Source organism: Pseudomonas sp. stari2 (assembly GCF_040760005.1).
GTDB lineage: Bacteria > Pseudomonadota > Gammaproteobacteria > Pseudomonadales > Pseudomonadaceae > Aquipseudomonas.
In genome coordinates, this window is sequence record NZ_CP099760.1 from 1,615,611 (window position 1) to 1,630,731 (window position 15,121).

11 protein-coding genes are annotated in these 15,121 nt (G+C 60.4%); 4 read left to right on the forward strand and 7 right to left on the reverse strand.

From position 1 onward, the window contains the following. Positions 1–230: 230 nt before the first annotated feature. A complete protein-coding gene (locus tag NH234_RS07320; RefSeq protein ID WP_085712959.1) occupies positions 231–1,358 on the reverse strand; it encodes a branched-chain amino acid ABC transporter substrate-binding protein in 1,128 nt (375 codons plus the stop codon). Between the two features lie 352 nt (positions 1,359–1,710). On the opposite strand from NH234_RS07320, the gene NH234_RS07325 reads away from it, so the two are divergent. After that, positions 1,711–2,016, forward strand: a complete 306-nt coding sequence (locus NH234_RS07325) for a DUF2288 domain-containing protein (protein ID WP_260522488.1) — start codon at positions 1,711–1,713, stop codon at positions 2,014–2,016. A gap of 293 nt (positions 2,017–2,309) precedes the next feature. Here NH234_RS07325 and NH234_RS07330 read toward each other — a convergent pair whose 3' ends face one another. Beyond that, on the reverse strand, positions 2,310–4,511 hold the full coding sequence (locus NH234_RS07330) for a hypothetical protein (RefSeq protein WP_085729920.1): 2,202 nt from the start codon (positions 4,509–4,511) through the stop codon (positions 2,310–2,312). A 197-nt stretch (positions 4,512–4,708) separates the two neighbouring features. On the opposite strand from NH234_RS07330, the gene NH234_RS07335 reads away from it, so the two are divergent. After that, positions 4,709–5,605, forward strand: coding sequence for an NAD(P)-dependent oxidoreductase (locus NH234_RS07335; RefSeq protein ID WP_367256132.1), 897 nt, complete (start codon positions 4,709–4,711; stop codon positions 5,603–5,605). Here NH234_RS07335 and NH234_RS07340 read toward each other — a convergent pair. Then, entirely contained in the window at positions 5,496–7,778 is a 2,283-nt protein-coding gene (locus NH234_RS07340) for a bifunctional diguanylate cyclase/phosphodiesterase (RefSeq protein ID WP_085729921.1), read from the reverse strand. The two genes, NH234_RS07335 and NH234_RS07340, sit on opposite strands and share 110 nt — an antisense overlap. Before the next feature lie 164 nt (positions 7,779–7,942). Beyond that, positions 7,943–8,296 (reverse strand): YkgJ family cysteine cluster protein, encoded by a 354-nt coding sequence (locus NH234_RS07345; RefSeq protein ID WP_367256133.1) that lies wholly within the window; start codon positions 8,294–8,296, stop codon positions 7,943–7,945. 301 nt (positions 8,297–8,597) lie between these two features. Here NH234_RS07345 and NH234_RS07350 point away from each other — a divergent pair, with 301 nt between their 5' ends. Continuing rightward, complete coding sequence (locus NH234_RS07350; RefSeq protein WP_367256134.1) at positions 8,598–9,947, forward strand: spinster family MFS transporter; 1,350 nt, start codon at positions 8,598–8,600, stop codon at positions 9,945–9,947. A gap of 67 nt (positions 9,948–10,014) precedes the next feature. Here NH234_RS07350 and rapA read toward each other — a convergent pair whose 3' ends face one another. Next, positions 10,015–12,861 (reverse strand): RNA polymerase-associated protein RapA, encoded by a 2,847-nt coding sequence (rapA, locus tag NH234_RS07355; protein WP_367256135.1) that lies wholly within the window; start codon positions 12,859–12,861, stop codon positions 10,015–10,017. Positions 12,862–13,101: 240 nt separating this feature from the next. On the opposite strand from rapA, the gene NH234_RS07360 reads away from it, so the two are divergent. Further along, positions 13,102–13,443 carry an aspartate-semialdehyde dehydrogenase gene (locus tag NH234_RS07360; RefSeq protein WP_085729925.1) on the forward strand — a complete coding sequence of 114 codons (342 nt, stop codon included), beginning with the start codon at positions 13,102–13,104 and terminating at the stop codon, positions 13,441–13,443. On the opposite strand, the gene NH234_RS07365 is transcribed toward NH234_RS07360, so the two are convergent. Both NH234_RS07365 and NH234_RS07370 read right to left on the reverse strand, forming a co-directional pair. Then, a complete protein-coding gene (locus tag NH234_RS07365) occupies positions 13,413–14,624 on the reverse strand; it encodes an aminotransferase class V-fold PLP-dependent enzyme (protein ID WP_367256137.1) in 1,212 nt (403 codons plus the stop codon). The genes NH234_RS07360 and NH234_RS07365 overlap by 31 nt on opposite strands. Beyond that, positions 14,621–15,091 carry a RidA family protein gene (locus tag NH234_RS07370; protein WP_367256138.1) on the reverse strand — a complete coding sequence of 157 codons (471 nt, stop codon included), beginning with the start codon at positions 15,089–15,091 and terminating at the stop codon, positions 14,621–14,623. The genes NH234_RS07365 and NH234_RS07370 overlap by 4 nt, the downstream gene beginning before the upstream one ends. Positions 15,092–15,121: the final 30 nt, after the last annotated feature.

The window sequence follows — 15,121 nt, forward strand, 5'->3', positions numbered from 1 at the left end:
ACAGCGCTCCTAAAAACCTGATACGCATTTCACTGGTGGAGTCATTTTCCCGCCCGGCCCCGTGGATCTTTATCCACTTCGAATCCGGGTTTTGCCAGCGAACCGCTGATGACGGTTTTGAGATTTTCAGGTGGGGAGACTGGCGGATCACGCCAGTGCGGCCCAATACATTCGTAAAACAAAGCCCACGGCACGCCGTGGGCTTTATTGGCAGTCAGTCAGGCAGCGCCTTACTGAGGCGAAACTTCGGTTTTAGGTTTGCCGAAGTGCCACTCGTAGACCACGAATTTGAAGTCCTTCAGGTCGCCCTTGGCGTCGAAGCTCAGGTCACCGGTAGGGGTCTTGAAGGTGCCGGCGTGAATGGCGGCCGCCACTTTGGCAGGGTCTTCGGATTTGGCAGCGGTGATACCCTGGGCAATCACTTCAACCGCCGAGTAGGACGGGAACACGAACGGGCCGCTCGGGTCTTCTTTCTTCGCCTTGAAGTCTTCAGCCAGCTTCTGGTTGGCCGGATCCTGGTCGAAGGACTTCGGCAGGGTTACCAGCAGGCCTTCGGACGCGTCCTTGGCGATCTGCGAGATGGAGTCGTTACCCACGCCTTCCGGACCCATGAACTTGGCTTTCAGGCCTTTTTCCTGGGACTGACGCAGGATCAGGCCCAGCTCCGGGTGGTAGCCGCCGTAGTAGACGAAGTCGACGTTGGCTTGCTTGAGCTTGGAGATCATCGAGGAGAAGTCTTTGTCGCCGGCGTTGACGCCTTCGAACACGGCAACCTTGACGCCTTTGCCTTCCAAAGTTTTCTTCACGGCGGTGGCAATGCCTTCGCCGTATTGCTGTTTGTCGTGCAGAACAGCAACGATTTTCGGTTTCACGTGATCGGCAATGTAGTTACCGGCGGCAGGGCCCTGGGCGCTGTCCAGACCGATGGTGCGGAACACCATTTTGTAACCACGGCTGGTGATGTCCGGGCTGGTGGCAGCCGGGGTAATCATGATCACGCCTTCGTCTTCGTAAACGTCCGAAGCAGGCTGGGTGGAGCTGGAGCACAGGTGACCGACCACGAACTTGACGCCGTCGTTGACGACCTTGTTCGCAACGGCTACCGCTTGTTTCGGGTCGCAAGCGTCATCGTATTCAACGGCTTCGAGCTTCTTGCCGTCGACGCCGCCCTTGGCGTTGATCTGTTCGATGGCCATTTTGGCGCCACTGAACTGCATGTCGCCGTACTGGGCTACCGGGCCGGTTTTAGGGCCGGCGATACCGATCTTGATGGTGTCAGCTGCGAACGAATGGCTGGCAACCCCGGCCAGTACCATAGCGGCAAACAGTTTGGAAATCTGCTTAGTAGCCTTAGTCATAGTGCTCCACTCTTACTGTTGTATTTTTTTAGAGTCCTGACGCCGTAGCAGCAGAACCGGGCTGGATATCTTCGCGATACCTTCCGGAAATGCCCCCGGCAACTGTACCGGTACAGTGTAGAGCGCCGGTTGTTGGCCTGGGAAGCTGGCGCCCAGGGGCAAATTCTGGAGATGTCGCTTTAGTGAAAGAAAAAGACAGAATTGCGGCGGGACGTTCAAAGGGCTTATACCCCGATCATCAGCATTCCCTGGCCTTCCTGCTCTTTTCGTTCGGTACAGCCTTTTGCTACCGGGTTTTTCTGCCGGACCACCGACGTTATCATTCGCGCCGATTTCTTTTCCGGACAGTCCCATGAATCAAGAACCTAGCACCCTCTATGCCAAGCTGCTTGGTGAAACCGCATCTATTACCTGGAAAGAGCTGGAGCGCTTCTACGCCCAGGGTGCCCTATTGTGGGTCGATGGCGACCTGGATTTGATCGCCGTGGCCGAGGCCGTGGCATCGGATCAGGGCGAGAAAGTCGCTGCCTGGCTGGCCGAAGACAAGGTCGCCAAGCTGTCTGAAACGCGGGCGCTGGATATTTTCGAACGTGATCCAGAGATGTGGGCGGTGGTGGTTCGACCGTGGATCCTGGTCCAGGAAAGGGCGTTGGCCTGAAGGGTTGCACCTTGTTGGTGCGCACAATGGCCGAGGAAAAGTGTGTAGCCGAGTAGCGTGATGGCACGTTGCCGTAGAGAAATGCCACAAGCGCGGGTGGCATAACGGTGACGTAAACGTAACGGGCACAGTTTAGTAAGCAGCCTAACGGCTGCTTAATTGTTTCGGGATGTTGGAAAGGTTGGATAAATCGGGGAATTCGAGGGCCTCATCTTGAGCAGGCTCGCTCCCACAGGAAACATCTTCCAATGTGGGAGCGAGCCTGCTCGCGAAGGGCGCGACTCGGTTCAGGATCAGACCGAGTAAGTCTTGCCAGTATGGTTATTCAGCGAGATGACCTTGGTCTTGCCGATCCGGTGACGGTAAATCTCGCGCAGGTATTTGATCGACTTCTTCACACAATCTCGCGACAGGCGGATGTCGTTGATCGAGACAAATTTTTCTTTGTCGTTGATCAGCTCGCGGTACTTCTTCTCGTACATCGGTTTGATCGCGTACCAGTTGGTATCGAGGATCTTCGCCGGGTTCTCGAACTCGTTGAGCAGGTCATCGATACGCGCTTCATCGAATTCTTCATTGATGATGAAGTCGAGGATCGAGTTGTCCAGGGTCTCGTCGAAACGGTACGGGGTCTTCGCGAAGCAGCGCTTGATGAACGCCACAATCAGGGTCAGGAAGTCATCCGACAGGCACGGGCTCTTGGCGATCAGGGTGGTCAGCGACAGGTTGGCCGAGGCGCCGATCACCAGCGCGTAACGCTTCAGTGTGGTGTTGGGGAACAGGCTGTTGAGGTGGGTCTTCAACCGGTTCAGGTCCATGTACGACAGCTTGTAGTCTTTGGGCAACGAGACGATCGAGACCACCGACGAGCAGTTCTTGAAGAAGTGCAGGTCGTGCAGCGCAGCCGCGTCATAGCCGGAGTTCTTGTACTGTTCGAGCGAGGCGCGATAGCGCTTGGATTCGATCGGCAGCAGGCTGATGCCTTCGATGGCCTGGGTGACTTTGTTGAAGTGCGGCAGGTCGATCGAGCGGAAGAACAGATCGTCGATGTTCAGGCGCTGTGGCTCTTTGTCGAACACTTTGAATTTGTCGCTGCTCGGCGGCGGCGTTTCCGGCACCACGGATTCTGCGTAGGCAATCGCCACCGGGCCAGCCAGACTCATGAACAGATCGTTGGCGTCCAGGCGAATGGTCTCGCCGATATCGATGCCGGCACGACGGAAATAGTTCTGGTCGTAGTCGGTCGTGACTGCCTGGGCCGTCAGAATGTTGAAGATCTGCTGCGAGATGTACTGGTTGGCGTGCTTCTCCATCGCATTGACATCAATGTTCTGGATGTTGCCGTCGTCGCTCTCTTCGGCGTAACGCATGATGTCGTTGGAGATCAGCATCATCGCGTTCCATGGGCGGATACGGCCCATGACGCTGGCTTCGCTGCTGTCTTCGTTGGCGAAGTTGTATGAGAAATCCCATTCCTCCGACAGGTATTTGCACAGCAGGCGACCGGCGTTGATGTGCAGCGCCTCGGACATTTCGCTGCGGTGGTCGGAAATGTTCGGCAGCACGCAGATGCCGCTGGTGAAGATCGGCTCGAACACGAACGAATGACCGCTCTTGCCGTCATGCTCGTCCATCGGCTTGGTGTCGAACGTCTTGTTCATGTACGAGTGCTGCTGGGCCAGGCCGAATTCCGAGGCCATGCCTGAACCGGTACCGCCGCCGGCACTGAAGATCGAGAAATACAGGCGCGACTGGTTGGCCTTGATGCCGCAGCTGTCGATCAGGTACGAGTGGATCATTTTCCAGTCAGGGCTGGAGAAACGCTGGGTGTCCTTGTTCAGGATGATCTTCGCCAGGTACTGGCCGAGGATCGGCGCGTTACCAGCGCCACCGGCGTGGACTTCGGACAAGTCCATGATCTTCATTTTGCTGTAGTCGCGCAGGAAGCCACTTTTCTCGCCCTTGCGCGAGAAACGGATGCGCCCGGCAATGTCCTTGTCGAGGTCGCCGAGCATCACCAAGGGTTCCACCAGGAACACCGGTTTGGTCGATTTGTTCGGGCCGATCCGCAGGTTCTGCTTGATCCACTGGGCCGGGCTGTAGCCTTTGTCGGAGGCCAGGCGACGGTCAGCCACGCGGTCTTCGTTGTTGAATTCGTTGAGGTAGAACTTGCGCGCGTTGTACACCAGCTCCGCCACGTCGAGGGCGATGTTGGAGCCGCAGCGACCGAGGCCGATCAGGCACACCGACGGGAATTCCTGGTCGTTGTGCTGCTCGTTGTCGCCTTCCAGGTGCGGCGGGCGCGGGAACACCAGGTCACGCAGGCCGTCGAGGTTGTCGAGGATGCGATCGGTGTTGGTTTCGGTGAAGTACAGGTATTGCTGGGTGCCCAGAGGGCGCGAAGGAGGCAATGGCTTCATCGGGGCAGGGCTGTTCGCCGCAGGGCTCAGGGTCAGATCGGATACCGCGGTGGCCGGATTGTTTTTAGAAGTCATTGTGCGCCATTTACCTGGACTGGTTGGCTCGGCGACCACTGTCGTCGAGCCTCACGGAATGGGAATCTCGCGTCTTTTTTCTGCGCGTATTTGGCCCGTGCGTCAGGGTCTTTGCCTGTGTGTCGCACGGGGGAATCCTTTCCTGATTGATGATGGATCGGCCATGATTCGGCGATCTTTAATCAAAAGGAGGCTAAATGATGTCAACGCTACCTTCGTTGGGGTTTGCCGGAATCGGCCTGATGGGCCTGCCGATGTGCCGGCGTCTGCTGGCGGCGGGTTATCCGCTGACGGTGTGGAACCGCAACCCGGACAAATGTGCGCCGCTGGTCGAGGCGGGTGCCCGGCAAGTCGCGACCTCGGCCGAACTGTGCGGACACGCCGACGTGGTGATGCTGTGCCTGGCCGACACGGCCGTGGTGCGCGAGGTAGTGTTTGGCCCGGCCGGTGTTGCTGAAGGCGCAAGAAACGGCCAGTTGCTGGTGGACTTTTCCAGCCTTGAACCGACAGCGACTCGCGAGATGGCAGCAGAACTGGCGCAAAAGACCGGCATGGCCTGGCTCGATTCACCGGTGTCCGGCGGCGTGGTCGGGGCCGAGGCTGGCAGTCTGGCAATCATGGTCGGTGGTGACGCCGCAGATCTTGATAGTGTTCGCCCGGTGTTGCTCACCCTCGGTCAGCGCGTCACGCACATGGGCGGCATCGGTGCCGGCCAGGTGACCAAGGCCTGCAATCAGATGATTGTTGCCTGCAATGCGCTGGTGATTGCCGAAGTGGTCGCGCTGGCCGAGCAGTCCGGGGTCGACGCCAGCCTGATTGCCAAGGCGCTGGCCGGTGGTTTTGCCGATTCGAAGCCGCTGCAGATCCTCGCTCCGCAAATGGCCGAAAGCCGTTTCGAACCGGTGAAATGGCATGTGCGCACGCTGCTCAAGGATCTCGATACGGCGGTGAAGTTTTCCCGAGAAGTCGGCTCGGCCACACCGATCAGCGGATTGGCCGCACAACTGATGCGCCTGCATGGGGCGCAGGGCTTTTTGGAGAAAGATCCATCGACACTGGTGAAAATGTACCGCGAGCCAGCGTCAGCGGATTGATCGAGTGGGCGTGTTTGCGTTGATTGATCTCTTCGAGGACCGGGCGCAGTTCGTGCAGCGGCACCGGACGGCTGAGCAGGTAACCTTGAATGAAGTCGCAGCCGGAGCGCTCGAGGAATTCGTATTGCTCCAGGCTTTCCACGCCTTCGGTGACCACCTGCAAGTGCAGGGTGTGGGCCATGACGATGATCGCCTGGACGATTTCCATGTCGGCGGTGGCCTTGGGAATATCGAGAATAAATGAGCGGTCGACCTTCAAGGTGTTGAGCGGCAGCCGCTTGAGGTAAGCCAGCGACGAATAGCCGGTGCCGAAATCGTCGATCGACAGCGAGACACCCAGGGCGCGGATCTGCCGCAACAGCACTAGCGTGTTGGCGATGTTGCCCATCAGGGCGTTTTCGGTCACCTCCAGCTCCAGCCGTTCGGGGGCGACGCCGGCACTGCGCAAGGCATATTCGATTTCATTGGCCAGTTCTTCCCGCGCCAGATTCAGGGGGGAGCAGTTCCAGGCGATTTTCAAGTCGCTGCAGCCGTGGCGCGACAGCTCGCCCAGGTCTTCGCAGGCCTTGCGCAGCACCCAGTTGTCCAGCTCCGCGATCAGGCCGTTGTTTTCGGCGATGGCGATAAAACGGTCCGGGGTCAGCAGGCCGTGCACCGGATGCTGCCAGCGAATCAGCGCTTCGAGCTTGGTGACCTTGCCGGTCTTCAATTCGAAGATCGGCTGGTAATACAGCATCAACCCGTTCTCTTCGCGCAGGGCATGGCGCAGTTCTTCCTCCAGTTGCAGTTCCAGGCTGGCGCGGTTTTTCAGGTTGGAATCGAAAAAGTGCACGCCGTTGCGCCCGGCGCCCTTGGATTGATACAGCGCCAGGTCCGCGTGTTTGAGCAGTTCATCACAGGTGGTGCCGTCTTCGGGAAACAGGCTGATGCCGATGCTGGTGGTCATCACCATGCGCCGCCCCGCCAGTTCGATCGGCTCCTTCATCTTGAGCATGATGCGCTGGGCCAGGTTGCGCGCCTCTTCACGGTCGCGCAGGCCAATGAGGATGCAGAATTCGTCCCCGCCAAAACGGGCAACCACGTCTTCATGGCCGCGCACCGAGCCTTTGATGTGCTGGGCGATGACCTTGAGCAACTCGTCACCGGCGTCATGACCAAGGCTGTCATTGATGCGCTTGAAGTGGTCGATGTCGAGAAACATCACCGCGAGCATGCCGCCCTCGGTGGATTTCTGGCTGAGCTTTTCAGCAAAGAGCTGGTTGAAACCGCGACGGTTGATCAGGTTGGTCAGCGCATCGTAATTGGCTGCCTGTTGCAGCGACATCCGCGCCTGATCGAGCTGGCTGAGCAGCATGTTGACCCGGCGCAGGTCTTGCTCCTTGTTCTGCAGTTTCTTGTCGGCGAGTGCGGCGCTGATGGCGCTACCGAGGATCAGCAGGGTGATAAAGGCGACGGTGAGCCCCAGTTGCAAGTGGCTGGAATCGACCTTCAGTGTGGGAATTCTTCCCTCCGGGAGGACCAGTTGCAACGCTGCCATGCCCGTTAAGTGCATGCTGATGATGCCGGCCCCGAGAATCAGGGTAGCCACGTATTTGAGCATCTGGTTGTGCAGGCCGCTGCCTTCACGCAAATTCCCGGCCACCCACAGCGCGGCGAAACTGGCACCGATGGCAATCAGGATCGACAGCCCGAACAAGGTCGGTTCGTAGTAGGCGGTGGCGGCGGATTGCATGGCGGCCATGCCGACGTAGTGCATGCCGGCGATGCCCAGACCGATGACGATGGCGGTCTTGAAGTATTGCAGCAGACTGGGCTGCGGTTCGCTGAGGGTGTGCATCGCCAGCCAGGAGGCCAGCACGGCGATCACCAGGGAGAACAGGGTAATGGCCAGGTCGTACTGGATGTCGATCGGTGTCTGGAACGCCAGCATGCTGATGAAATGCATGGCCCAGATGCCGCCGGCCAGACAAGTGGCGCCGATCCAGCGCCAGAGCCTGCGCGATCCGGGATCTTCAGCATGGCCGACGCGTTCCGCCATATCGAGGGTGGCGAAACTCGCGGCACACGCCACCAGATAGGCGACCAGCACCAGCAAGGGATTGTGTGTGCAATTGAGAATGACCTGCCCGCTCTCCGGCAGCTCGGCAACAAACTGCAAACCAAGCCACTCCATAGCATGCCCCGTCTCTGAGTGCTTCCTTACTGCGTCATCAACGCAGGCGAATGAATGCAGTATAGAGGCCGATCTCGGGGCGCAAGCGGTGATGGCACATTGGCTCTAATGATTTTGGCATGAGCGTCATAGCGATTGGTGCTAAGTCTCGCAGGCTCGGTTTCTCAGGCCACTTCGTTCCAGTGCGGTTGCAATGGCGGCAGGCCAAAACGGGCACGCGCCTTGTCGCAGTCGGGATTCTGCTCGCCGTTTTCCCACGACGCCTCGAACTCGCGGCAGGGGCTGGAACGCTTGTCGTAGATCGTGCAGGCCACCGATTTTCCGACTTCGCCTTCCAGCGCGGTGCAGCGCGGCGCCTTGCGGTCGGTGCCGATCATGGCGACCCGGCTGGGCGTGATCTGGGTGACCAGTTCATCAGGCACGGTTCCGCCGGAGGATGCACATTCACCCCAGAAAAATGACACACGAAAATGGGAACAGCAGGCACCGCAATTCAGACACGGACTGACATCGGACATGGGAGGGGCATCAAAGGGATTGATCGGCTGGATCCGGACGGATCCGGCGCCATTCTAGGCTTTGCCACGGCGTTGGGAAGGGGGGCGCGAAAGTATTTTTTCATTGCCGGATTTTTCCGCAAAACCCCCGGTTTTCGGGGGATTCGAGCCTTTTCAAGCGCTTACGTTTCGTTACAGTGCCATGGCTCCCTATCAGGCTGACGAATGATCACAGACAGTCCCGACGAGCGTGACTAGATTGCAGGTTCCGGGCTCGGATGCGTCGGCAGTGAAGCCCTATAACAATAAAAGAGACGGACCCATGCAGAACTCGACCCAAGCGGCGAATGCCTGGCGCATTCTGTTCCTGCTGTTCCTCGCCAACCTGTTCAATTTCTTCGATCGCACCATCCCGGCGATCATCATCGAACCGATCCGAATGGAGTGGCACCTCAGCGATTTTCAGCTAGGGATCGTCGGAACCGCATTCACCATCGTCTATGCCATCGCCGGCCTGCCGTTGGGGCGCATGGCCGACACCGGCTCGCGCAGTAAGCTGATGGGCTGGGGCCTGGCGACCTGGAGTGCGTTGACCGCGGTCAACGGACTGGTCGGCAGTTTCTGGAGTTTCCTGCTGGTACGCATGGGCATCGGCATCGGCGAGGCCAGTTACGCGCCTGCCGCCAACTCGCTGATTGGTGATCTGTTCCCGGCGCACCGTCGTGCGCGGGCCATGGGCATCTTCATGCTGGGCTTGCCGTTGGGCCTGCTGCTGGCGTTTTTCACCATCGGTGCGATGGTCAAGGCGTTCGACAGCTGGCGCGCGCCGTTCTTTATTGCTGCCGTGCCGGGGTTGCTGCTGGCGGTGTTCATGTTCTTCATCAAGGAACCCAAGCGCGGCGCGGCGGAGACCGTGCAAGTGTCGCAGGAGAAAGTCGACAAGCCGATCCGCCGGATTCTCGCGGTGCCGACTTTTCTGTGGCTGGTGATGGCCGGGTTGTGCTTCAACTTTGCCACGTATGCCTGTAACTCGTTTCTGGTGCCGATGCTTCAGCGTTACTTTCTGCTGCCATTGCAGGAGGCGGCAGTGGCCACGGGGCTGATCGTCGGCGTGACCGGGCTGATCGGCCTGACCCTCGGCGGCTGGATCGCCGACAAGATCCATCAGCGTGTGGCTAACGGGCGGCTGCTGTTTGCGGCGTTCAGCCTGATCATTTCCACCGTGTGCACCGCTTGGGCACTGCACGCCGGGCTGATCGAGATCGGTGTGTTTGTCGCGCTGTTCAGTGTCGGCTGGCTGTTTGCCTATAACTTCTATACCTGCGTGTACACGGCGATTCAGGACGTGGTCGAACCGCGCCTGCGGGCCACGGCGATGGCGTTGTTCTTTGCCGGATTGTATTTGCTTGGCGGGGGCTTGGGGCCGGTGGTGGTCGGTGGATTGTCCGATCACTTTGCCAAGTCGGCCATGATTTCGGCGGGCGCCGAGCAGATGACTGAAGCCTTCAAAGCGGTCGGCCTGCATGACGCGATGTACCTGATCCCGGTGGCGCTGTTTCTGACCATGGTGTTTCTGTTTTTGGCGGCGCGGTGTTTTGTGCGGGATGCGAAGCGGATGAAGGAGGGGTTGGTCGCGGTGGTCGAGCCAGAGGGCGCTGCGGTGACTGCGTAACCGCAGGCAAACAAAAAGGCCCGCGTCGCTGCGGGCCTTTTCATGTGTGGCGATGGAGCAGGGCGGTTTAACCCGCCACCAGCACCCGGATCGCTTCGAGTCGCAGCGCAGCCTTGTCGAGCATGGCCAGGCCTTGCTCGCGCTGTTTGCGCAGGGCAACCAGTTCGCTGTCGCGTACGGTCGGGTTGACCGCTTGCAACGCGGTCAGGCGCGCCAGTTCTTCATCGGTATCGGCTGCCAGACGACGGCGGGCCTCGGCCACGCGCTCGGCGTGACGCGGGATGACCTTGTCTTCACCGGCGTTGATCCGTGGCGTCAGCTGATCGCGCTGGGCCTGGATGAACTTGTTGGCACTGGCGCGTGGCACGCTTTCCAGTTGATCGTTCAGGGTTTCGAACGACACACGGGCCGACAGGTCGTTGCCATTGGCATCGAGCAGGCAGCGCAGGGCGGCCGGCGGCAGGTAACGGCCCAGTTGCAGCGAGCGCGGTGCAACCACTTCGCTGACGTACAGCAGTTCCAGCAACACAGTGCCTGGCTTCAACGCCTTGTTCTTGATCAGCGCGACAGCGGTGTTGCCCATCGAACCGGACAGCACCAGGTCCATGCCGCCCTGCACCATCGGGTGTTCCCAGGTGATGAACTGCATGTCTTCGCGCGACAGCGCCTGGTTGCGGTCGTAGGTGATGGTCACGCCTTCGTCGTCGCCCAGCGGGAAGCTGGCGTCGAGCATCTTCTCGCTCGGCTTGAGGATCAGGGCGTTTTCCGAATGGTCTTCGCTGTCGATGCCGAACGCGTCGAACAGGGTTTCCATGTAGATCGGCAGGGCGAACTGGTCGTCTTGCTCGAGGATGTCCTCGACCAGCGCTTCACCTTCGCCGGCACCGCCGGAGTTCAACTCCAGCAGACGGTCGCGACCGGTGTGCAGCTCGGCTTCCAGACGCTCGCGCTCGGTGCGCGCCTCGTCGATCAGCGTTTGCCACTCGCCATCGTCAACCTCTTCGAGCAGCGGAAGCAGGCGCGGGCCGAACTGATGCTGCAAGGCGTTGCCGGTCGGGCAGGTATTGAGGAACGCGTTCAGCGCCTCGTGATACCACTGGAACAGACGTTCTTGCGGGCTGGTTTCCAAGTACGGCACGTGCAGCTCGATGATGTGTTTCTGGCCGATCCGGTCCAGACGACCGATCCGCTGTTCCAGCAGGTCCGGGTGCGACGGCAGATCGAACAGCACCAGGTGGTGGGCGAACTGGAAGTTACGACCTTCACTGCCGATTTCCGAGCAGATCAGCACCTGCGCGCCAAACTCTTCGTCGGCGAAGTAGGCGGCGGCGCGGTCTCGCTCGAGGATGTTCATGCCTTCGTGGAACACCGTGGCCGGGATGCCGGAGCGCACGCGCAGGGCGTCTTCCAGGTCCATCGCGGTTTCGGCGTGGGCGCAGATCACCAGCACTTTGGTGCGCTTGAGCATTTTCAGCTGATCGATCAGCCACTCGACGCGCGGATCGAATTTCCACCAGCGTTCTTCTTCGCTGGCGTCCGGCTGGGCCTGGAAGCTGACTTCCGGGTACAGCTCGGCGTGATCGCCCAGTGGCAGTTCGAGGTATTCGTCCGGGCACGGCAGTGGGTACGGGTGCAGCTTGCGCTCCGGGAAACCCTGCACGGCGGCGCGGGTGTTGCGGAACAGCACGCGGCCGGTGCCGTGGCGGTCGAGCAGTTCGCGCACGAGGCGGGCGCTGGCTTCGCTGTCGCCATCGTTGACGGCGGTCAGCAGGGCTTCACCTTCGTTGCCGAGGAAGCCGTGGATGGTCTTGTGCGCGGCAGGCGACAGGCGACCCTTGTCCAGCAGCTCCTGAACGGCTTCGGCCACCGGGCGATAGTTCTCGCTTTCGGCGCGGAAGGCGGCCAGGTCGTGGAAACGGTTCGGGTCAAGCAGGCGCAGACGGGCGAAGTGGCTGTCCTGGCCGAGTTGTTCCGGGGTGGCGGTGAGCAGCAGCACGCCCGGGATCGTCTCGGCAAGCTGTTCGACCAAGGAGTATTCCGGGCTGACTTTTTCTTCGTGCCAGACCAGGTGGTGTGCTTCGTCGACCACCATCAGGTCCCAGCCGGCGGCGAACAACGCGTCCTGGGCCTTTTCGTCTTCGACCAGCCACTCCAGGGCCACGAGGGCCAGTTGGGTGTCTTCGAACGGGTTGGAGGCATCGCTTTCGATGAAGCGTTCTTCGTCGAACAGCGCGACCTCAAGGTTGAAGCGGCGGCGCATTTCCACCAGCCACTGGTGCTGGAGGTTTTCCGGCACCAGGATCAGCACGCGGCTGGCGCGGCCCGACAGCAGTTGGCGATGGATCACCAGACCGGCTTCGATGGTCTTGCCCAGACCCACTTCGTCCGCCAGCAATACCCGTGGGGCGATGCGGTCGGCGACTTCACGGGCAATGTGCAACTGGTGCGCGATCGGTTGTGCGCGTACGCCGCCCAGGCCCCACAGCGCGGACTGCAACTGGCGGCTGGTGTGTTCCAGGGTGTGGTAGCGCAGGGAGAACCACGGCAGTGGGTCGATCTGCCCGGCGAACAGGCGGTCGCTGGCCAACCGGAACTGAATGAAGTTCGACAGCTGGGTTTCCGGCAGGGTGACGGCTTCGTTCTCGGCGTTCAGGCCGTGGTAGACGAGCAGGCCATCGGCATCCTCGACTTCGCGCACGGTCATCTTCCAGCCTTCGAAGTGAGTGATGGAGTCGCCCGGCGAGAATCGCACGCGGGTCAGGGGCGCATTCCTTAGCGCGTACTGGCGGGTTTCGCCAGTGGCCGGGTAAAGCACGGTCAACAAGCGGCCGTCCTGTGCCAGAACGGTGCCTAAACCAAGCTCTGCTTCGCTGTCACTGATCCAGCGTTGCCCCGGTTGATACTGCTGCGCCATGCTGCCTGACTCCCACCTTGAAAAAGCGGGCTATCTTAACGGAATGAGGCCCTGAGGCCAAAGGATTAGGCGTCGTTGCGGCCATTAAATGCCGACGGCCGACTGAGGGAAGATTAGGTCATGCGTCGGTTTCAGGAGCGCTGGCGGCACGATTGAGTGCCAACCCGGTCACAAGTTTTCGACCGATGGCTCAAGGCCCCGATGCCGCAGCCGATAGCCTGCTGACAGGAGACCCTTCATATGCTGCCACCGATGCTCCCCTTGAGCGCCGTGCCGATCACTTCCCAGCAGGACCCGATCCGCCAGCGGCCGGACATTCCTCCGGTGGTGCCGGTGCAGGAAAGCTCCAACGAAAGCACGATCGACCTGCAAAAGCGTGACCCGGAGGAAGACGGTTATCTGCTGCGCGAAGAACAGCGGCGCCAGCAGGAGCGTGAGCGTCGCCGGCACGAAGCCGACGACGATCCGGAAGAACACCTCGCCGTGCCGGGCACCGAACTCAATGCCGACAACACCGTGCCGGTGGTGCCGCTCATGGAAGATCAGCCGCGTCAGGGTTTGTGGGTCGACATCGAGATCTGAGGCTGCGCGGCCAGTTCAGCCAGATTCGTCAGCAATGTTTCGACTTCTTCTTCGGTATTCAGATAACTCACCGACACCCGCGCAATATTCGCCAACCCACGTGCCTGCATGTCCAGCGGTGTGTAGGCCACGCCATTGACGCCGACGTTGATTCGCCGCTCGGCCAGCGCCTGCTTCAGCGCCAGGCAATCCCAGCCTTCCAGCGTGAAAGCGATCAGTCCGGATTGTTCGTTGGCCGGCCCGAGATCTTGCAGTGTCAGCCCCGGAATCCCTTTCATACGCTTGCGCAATGGTTGGCTCAGTTCAACGATCCGTTTTCGGATTGCCGTTGCTCCGATGCGCTGATGTTCCTCCAGCGCATTGGCCAGCCCGGCCAGCAGCGCCAGCGATACTTCACTGGTTTCAAAGCGGCGGGCATCATCACGCAAAGTAAAGCGCTGGCCGTCCCACGGCGCCGACAGGACGTCGCGCTGCACCGGCAACAGTCGTTGCAGGAATTCTGGTCGGATGTACATCAACGCCGTACCGCGTGGCCCACGCAGGAACTTGCGCCCCGCACCCTTGAGCACATCGCACTGCAAGGCCTGGACGTCACAGGGCAATTGCCCCAGCGCCTGTCCGGCGTCGATGAAATACGGAATGCCATGACGACGGGCTATCGCTCCGATCTGCGCCGCCGGGTTGATCAGGCCACCATTGGCCGGCAGCCAGGTCAGGGCGATCAGGCGCACATTACGGTCAATCATTTGCGCCAGCGCCTTGGGATCGACAGCGCCATGAACATCGCAAGGGATCACTTCCAGTCGCGCGCCGGCCTTCACCGCTTCGGCCATGCAGGCCAGGTTGCCGGCCCATTCATGGCGCCCGACCAGAATCCGCTCACCCGAGTACCACGGTCCCAGAGCATTGAATGCCTGGCCCCACGCCGCCGAACCGCTGCTGGCAAAGGCGATGTCTTCGGGTTGGGCATTGAGCAGGGTGGCTGCGGCTGCTCGTGCGCGTTGCTGCACTTGAATGTCCGCCGTTTCCATCGGTCCGCCGAGCGCTTCGCGTTGTAACTGTCCGATTACCGCGTCGAGGGTAGTCTGACTCGGTAGCGAGGCCCCGGCGTGATTGAAGTGGATCACCTGCGCGCAACCGGGCGTGGCATCGCGAAGATGCTGGATTTCGTCGACGTTCACGGCTTGAGTTCGAAGATCGCGTCGACTTCCACCGCTACGCCGGCCGGCAGGCTCGACACGCCCACGGCGGTGCGCACATGGCGGCCCTTGTCGCCGAGGACGTTGACCAGCAGATTCGAGGCGCCGTTGGCGATCACGCCCTGGCGCGGGAAGTCGGGAGTACTGGCGATGAACGCGCCGAGCCGGATGATCCGTACCAGTTTCGACAGGTCATCGCCCAAGGCATCGCTGAGTTGTGCCAGCAGGCCTAATGCGGCAAGTTCGGAGGCGTTGATCCCTTCTTCGTCGGAGATCGCCTCGCCAAGTCGTCCAAGAAAGGCAGGTTTGCCATCGAGCATGGGAATCTGCCCAGCGATGTACAACTGATTCTGACTGATCACGTGACTGACGTAGTTGGCCACCGGCTGACTGGGTGCGGGCAATTGCAGGCCGAGTTGCTGGACGCGTTGTTTGATCGAGTCGGTCATGTGAAATCCTCCTGAATGAGGACTCCAGCA

Excerpts from the sequence above, each read along its gene's own strand:
- NH234_RS07345 (WP_367256133.1), bottom strand. The coding sequence starts at position 8,296 with ATGTCCGATGTCAGTCCGTGTCTGAATTGCGGTGCCTGCTGTTCCCAT.
- NH234_RS07340 (WP_085729921.1), bottom strand. The coding sequence starts at position 7,778 with ATGGAGTGGCTTGGTTTGCAGTTTGTTGCCGAGCTGCCGGAGAGCGGG.
- rapA (WP_367256135.1), bottom strand. The coding sequence starts at position 12,861 with ATGGCGCAGCAGTATCAACCGGGGCAACGCTGGATCAGTGACAGCGAA.
- NH234_RS07320 (WP_085712959.1), bottom strand. The coding sequence starts at position 1,358 with ATGACTAAGGCTACTAAGCAGATTTCCAAACTGTTTGCCGCTATGGTA.
- NH234_RS07325 (WP_260522488.1), top strand. The coding sequence starts at position 1,711 with ATGAATCAAGAACCTAGCACCCTCTATGCCAAGCTGCTTGGTGAAACC.
- NH234_RS07370 (WP_367256138.1), bottom strand. The coding sequence starts at position 15,091 with ATGACCGACTCGATCAAACAACGCGTCCAGCAACTCGGCCTGCAATTG.
- NH234_RS07335 (WP_367256132.1), top strand. The coding sequence starts at position 4,709 with ATGATGTCAACGCTACCTTCGTTGGGGTTTGCCGGAATCGGCCTGATG.
- NH234_RS07360 (WP_085729925.1), top strand. The coding sequence starts at position 13,102 with ATGCTGCCACCGATGCTCCCCTTGAGCGCCGTGCCGATCACTTCCCAG.
- NH234_RS07330 (WP_085729920.1), bottom strand. The coding sequence starts at position 4,511 with ATGACTTCTAAAAACAATCCGGCCACCGCGGTATCCGATCTGACCCTG.
- NH234_RS07350 (WP_367256134.1), top strand. The coding sequence starts at position 8,598 with ATGCAGAACTCGACCCAAGCGGCGAATGCCTGGCGCATTCTGTTCCTG.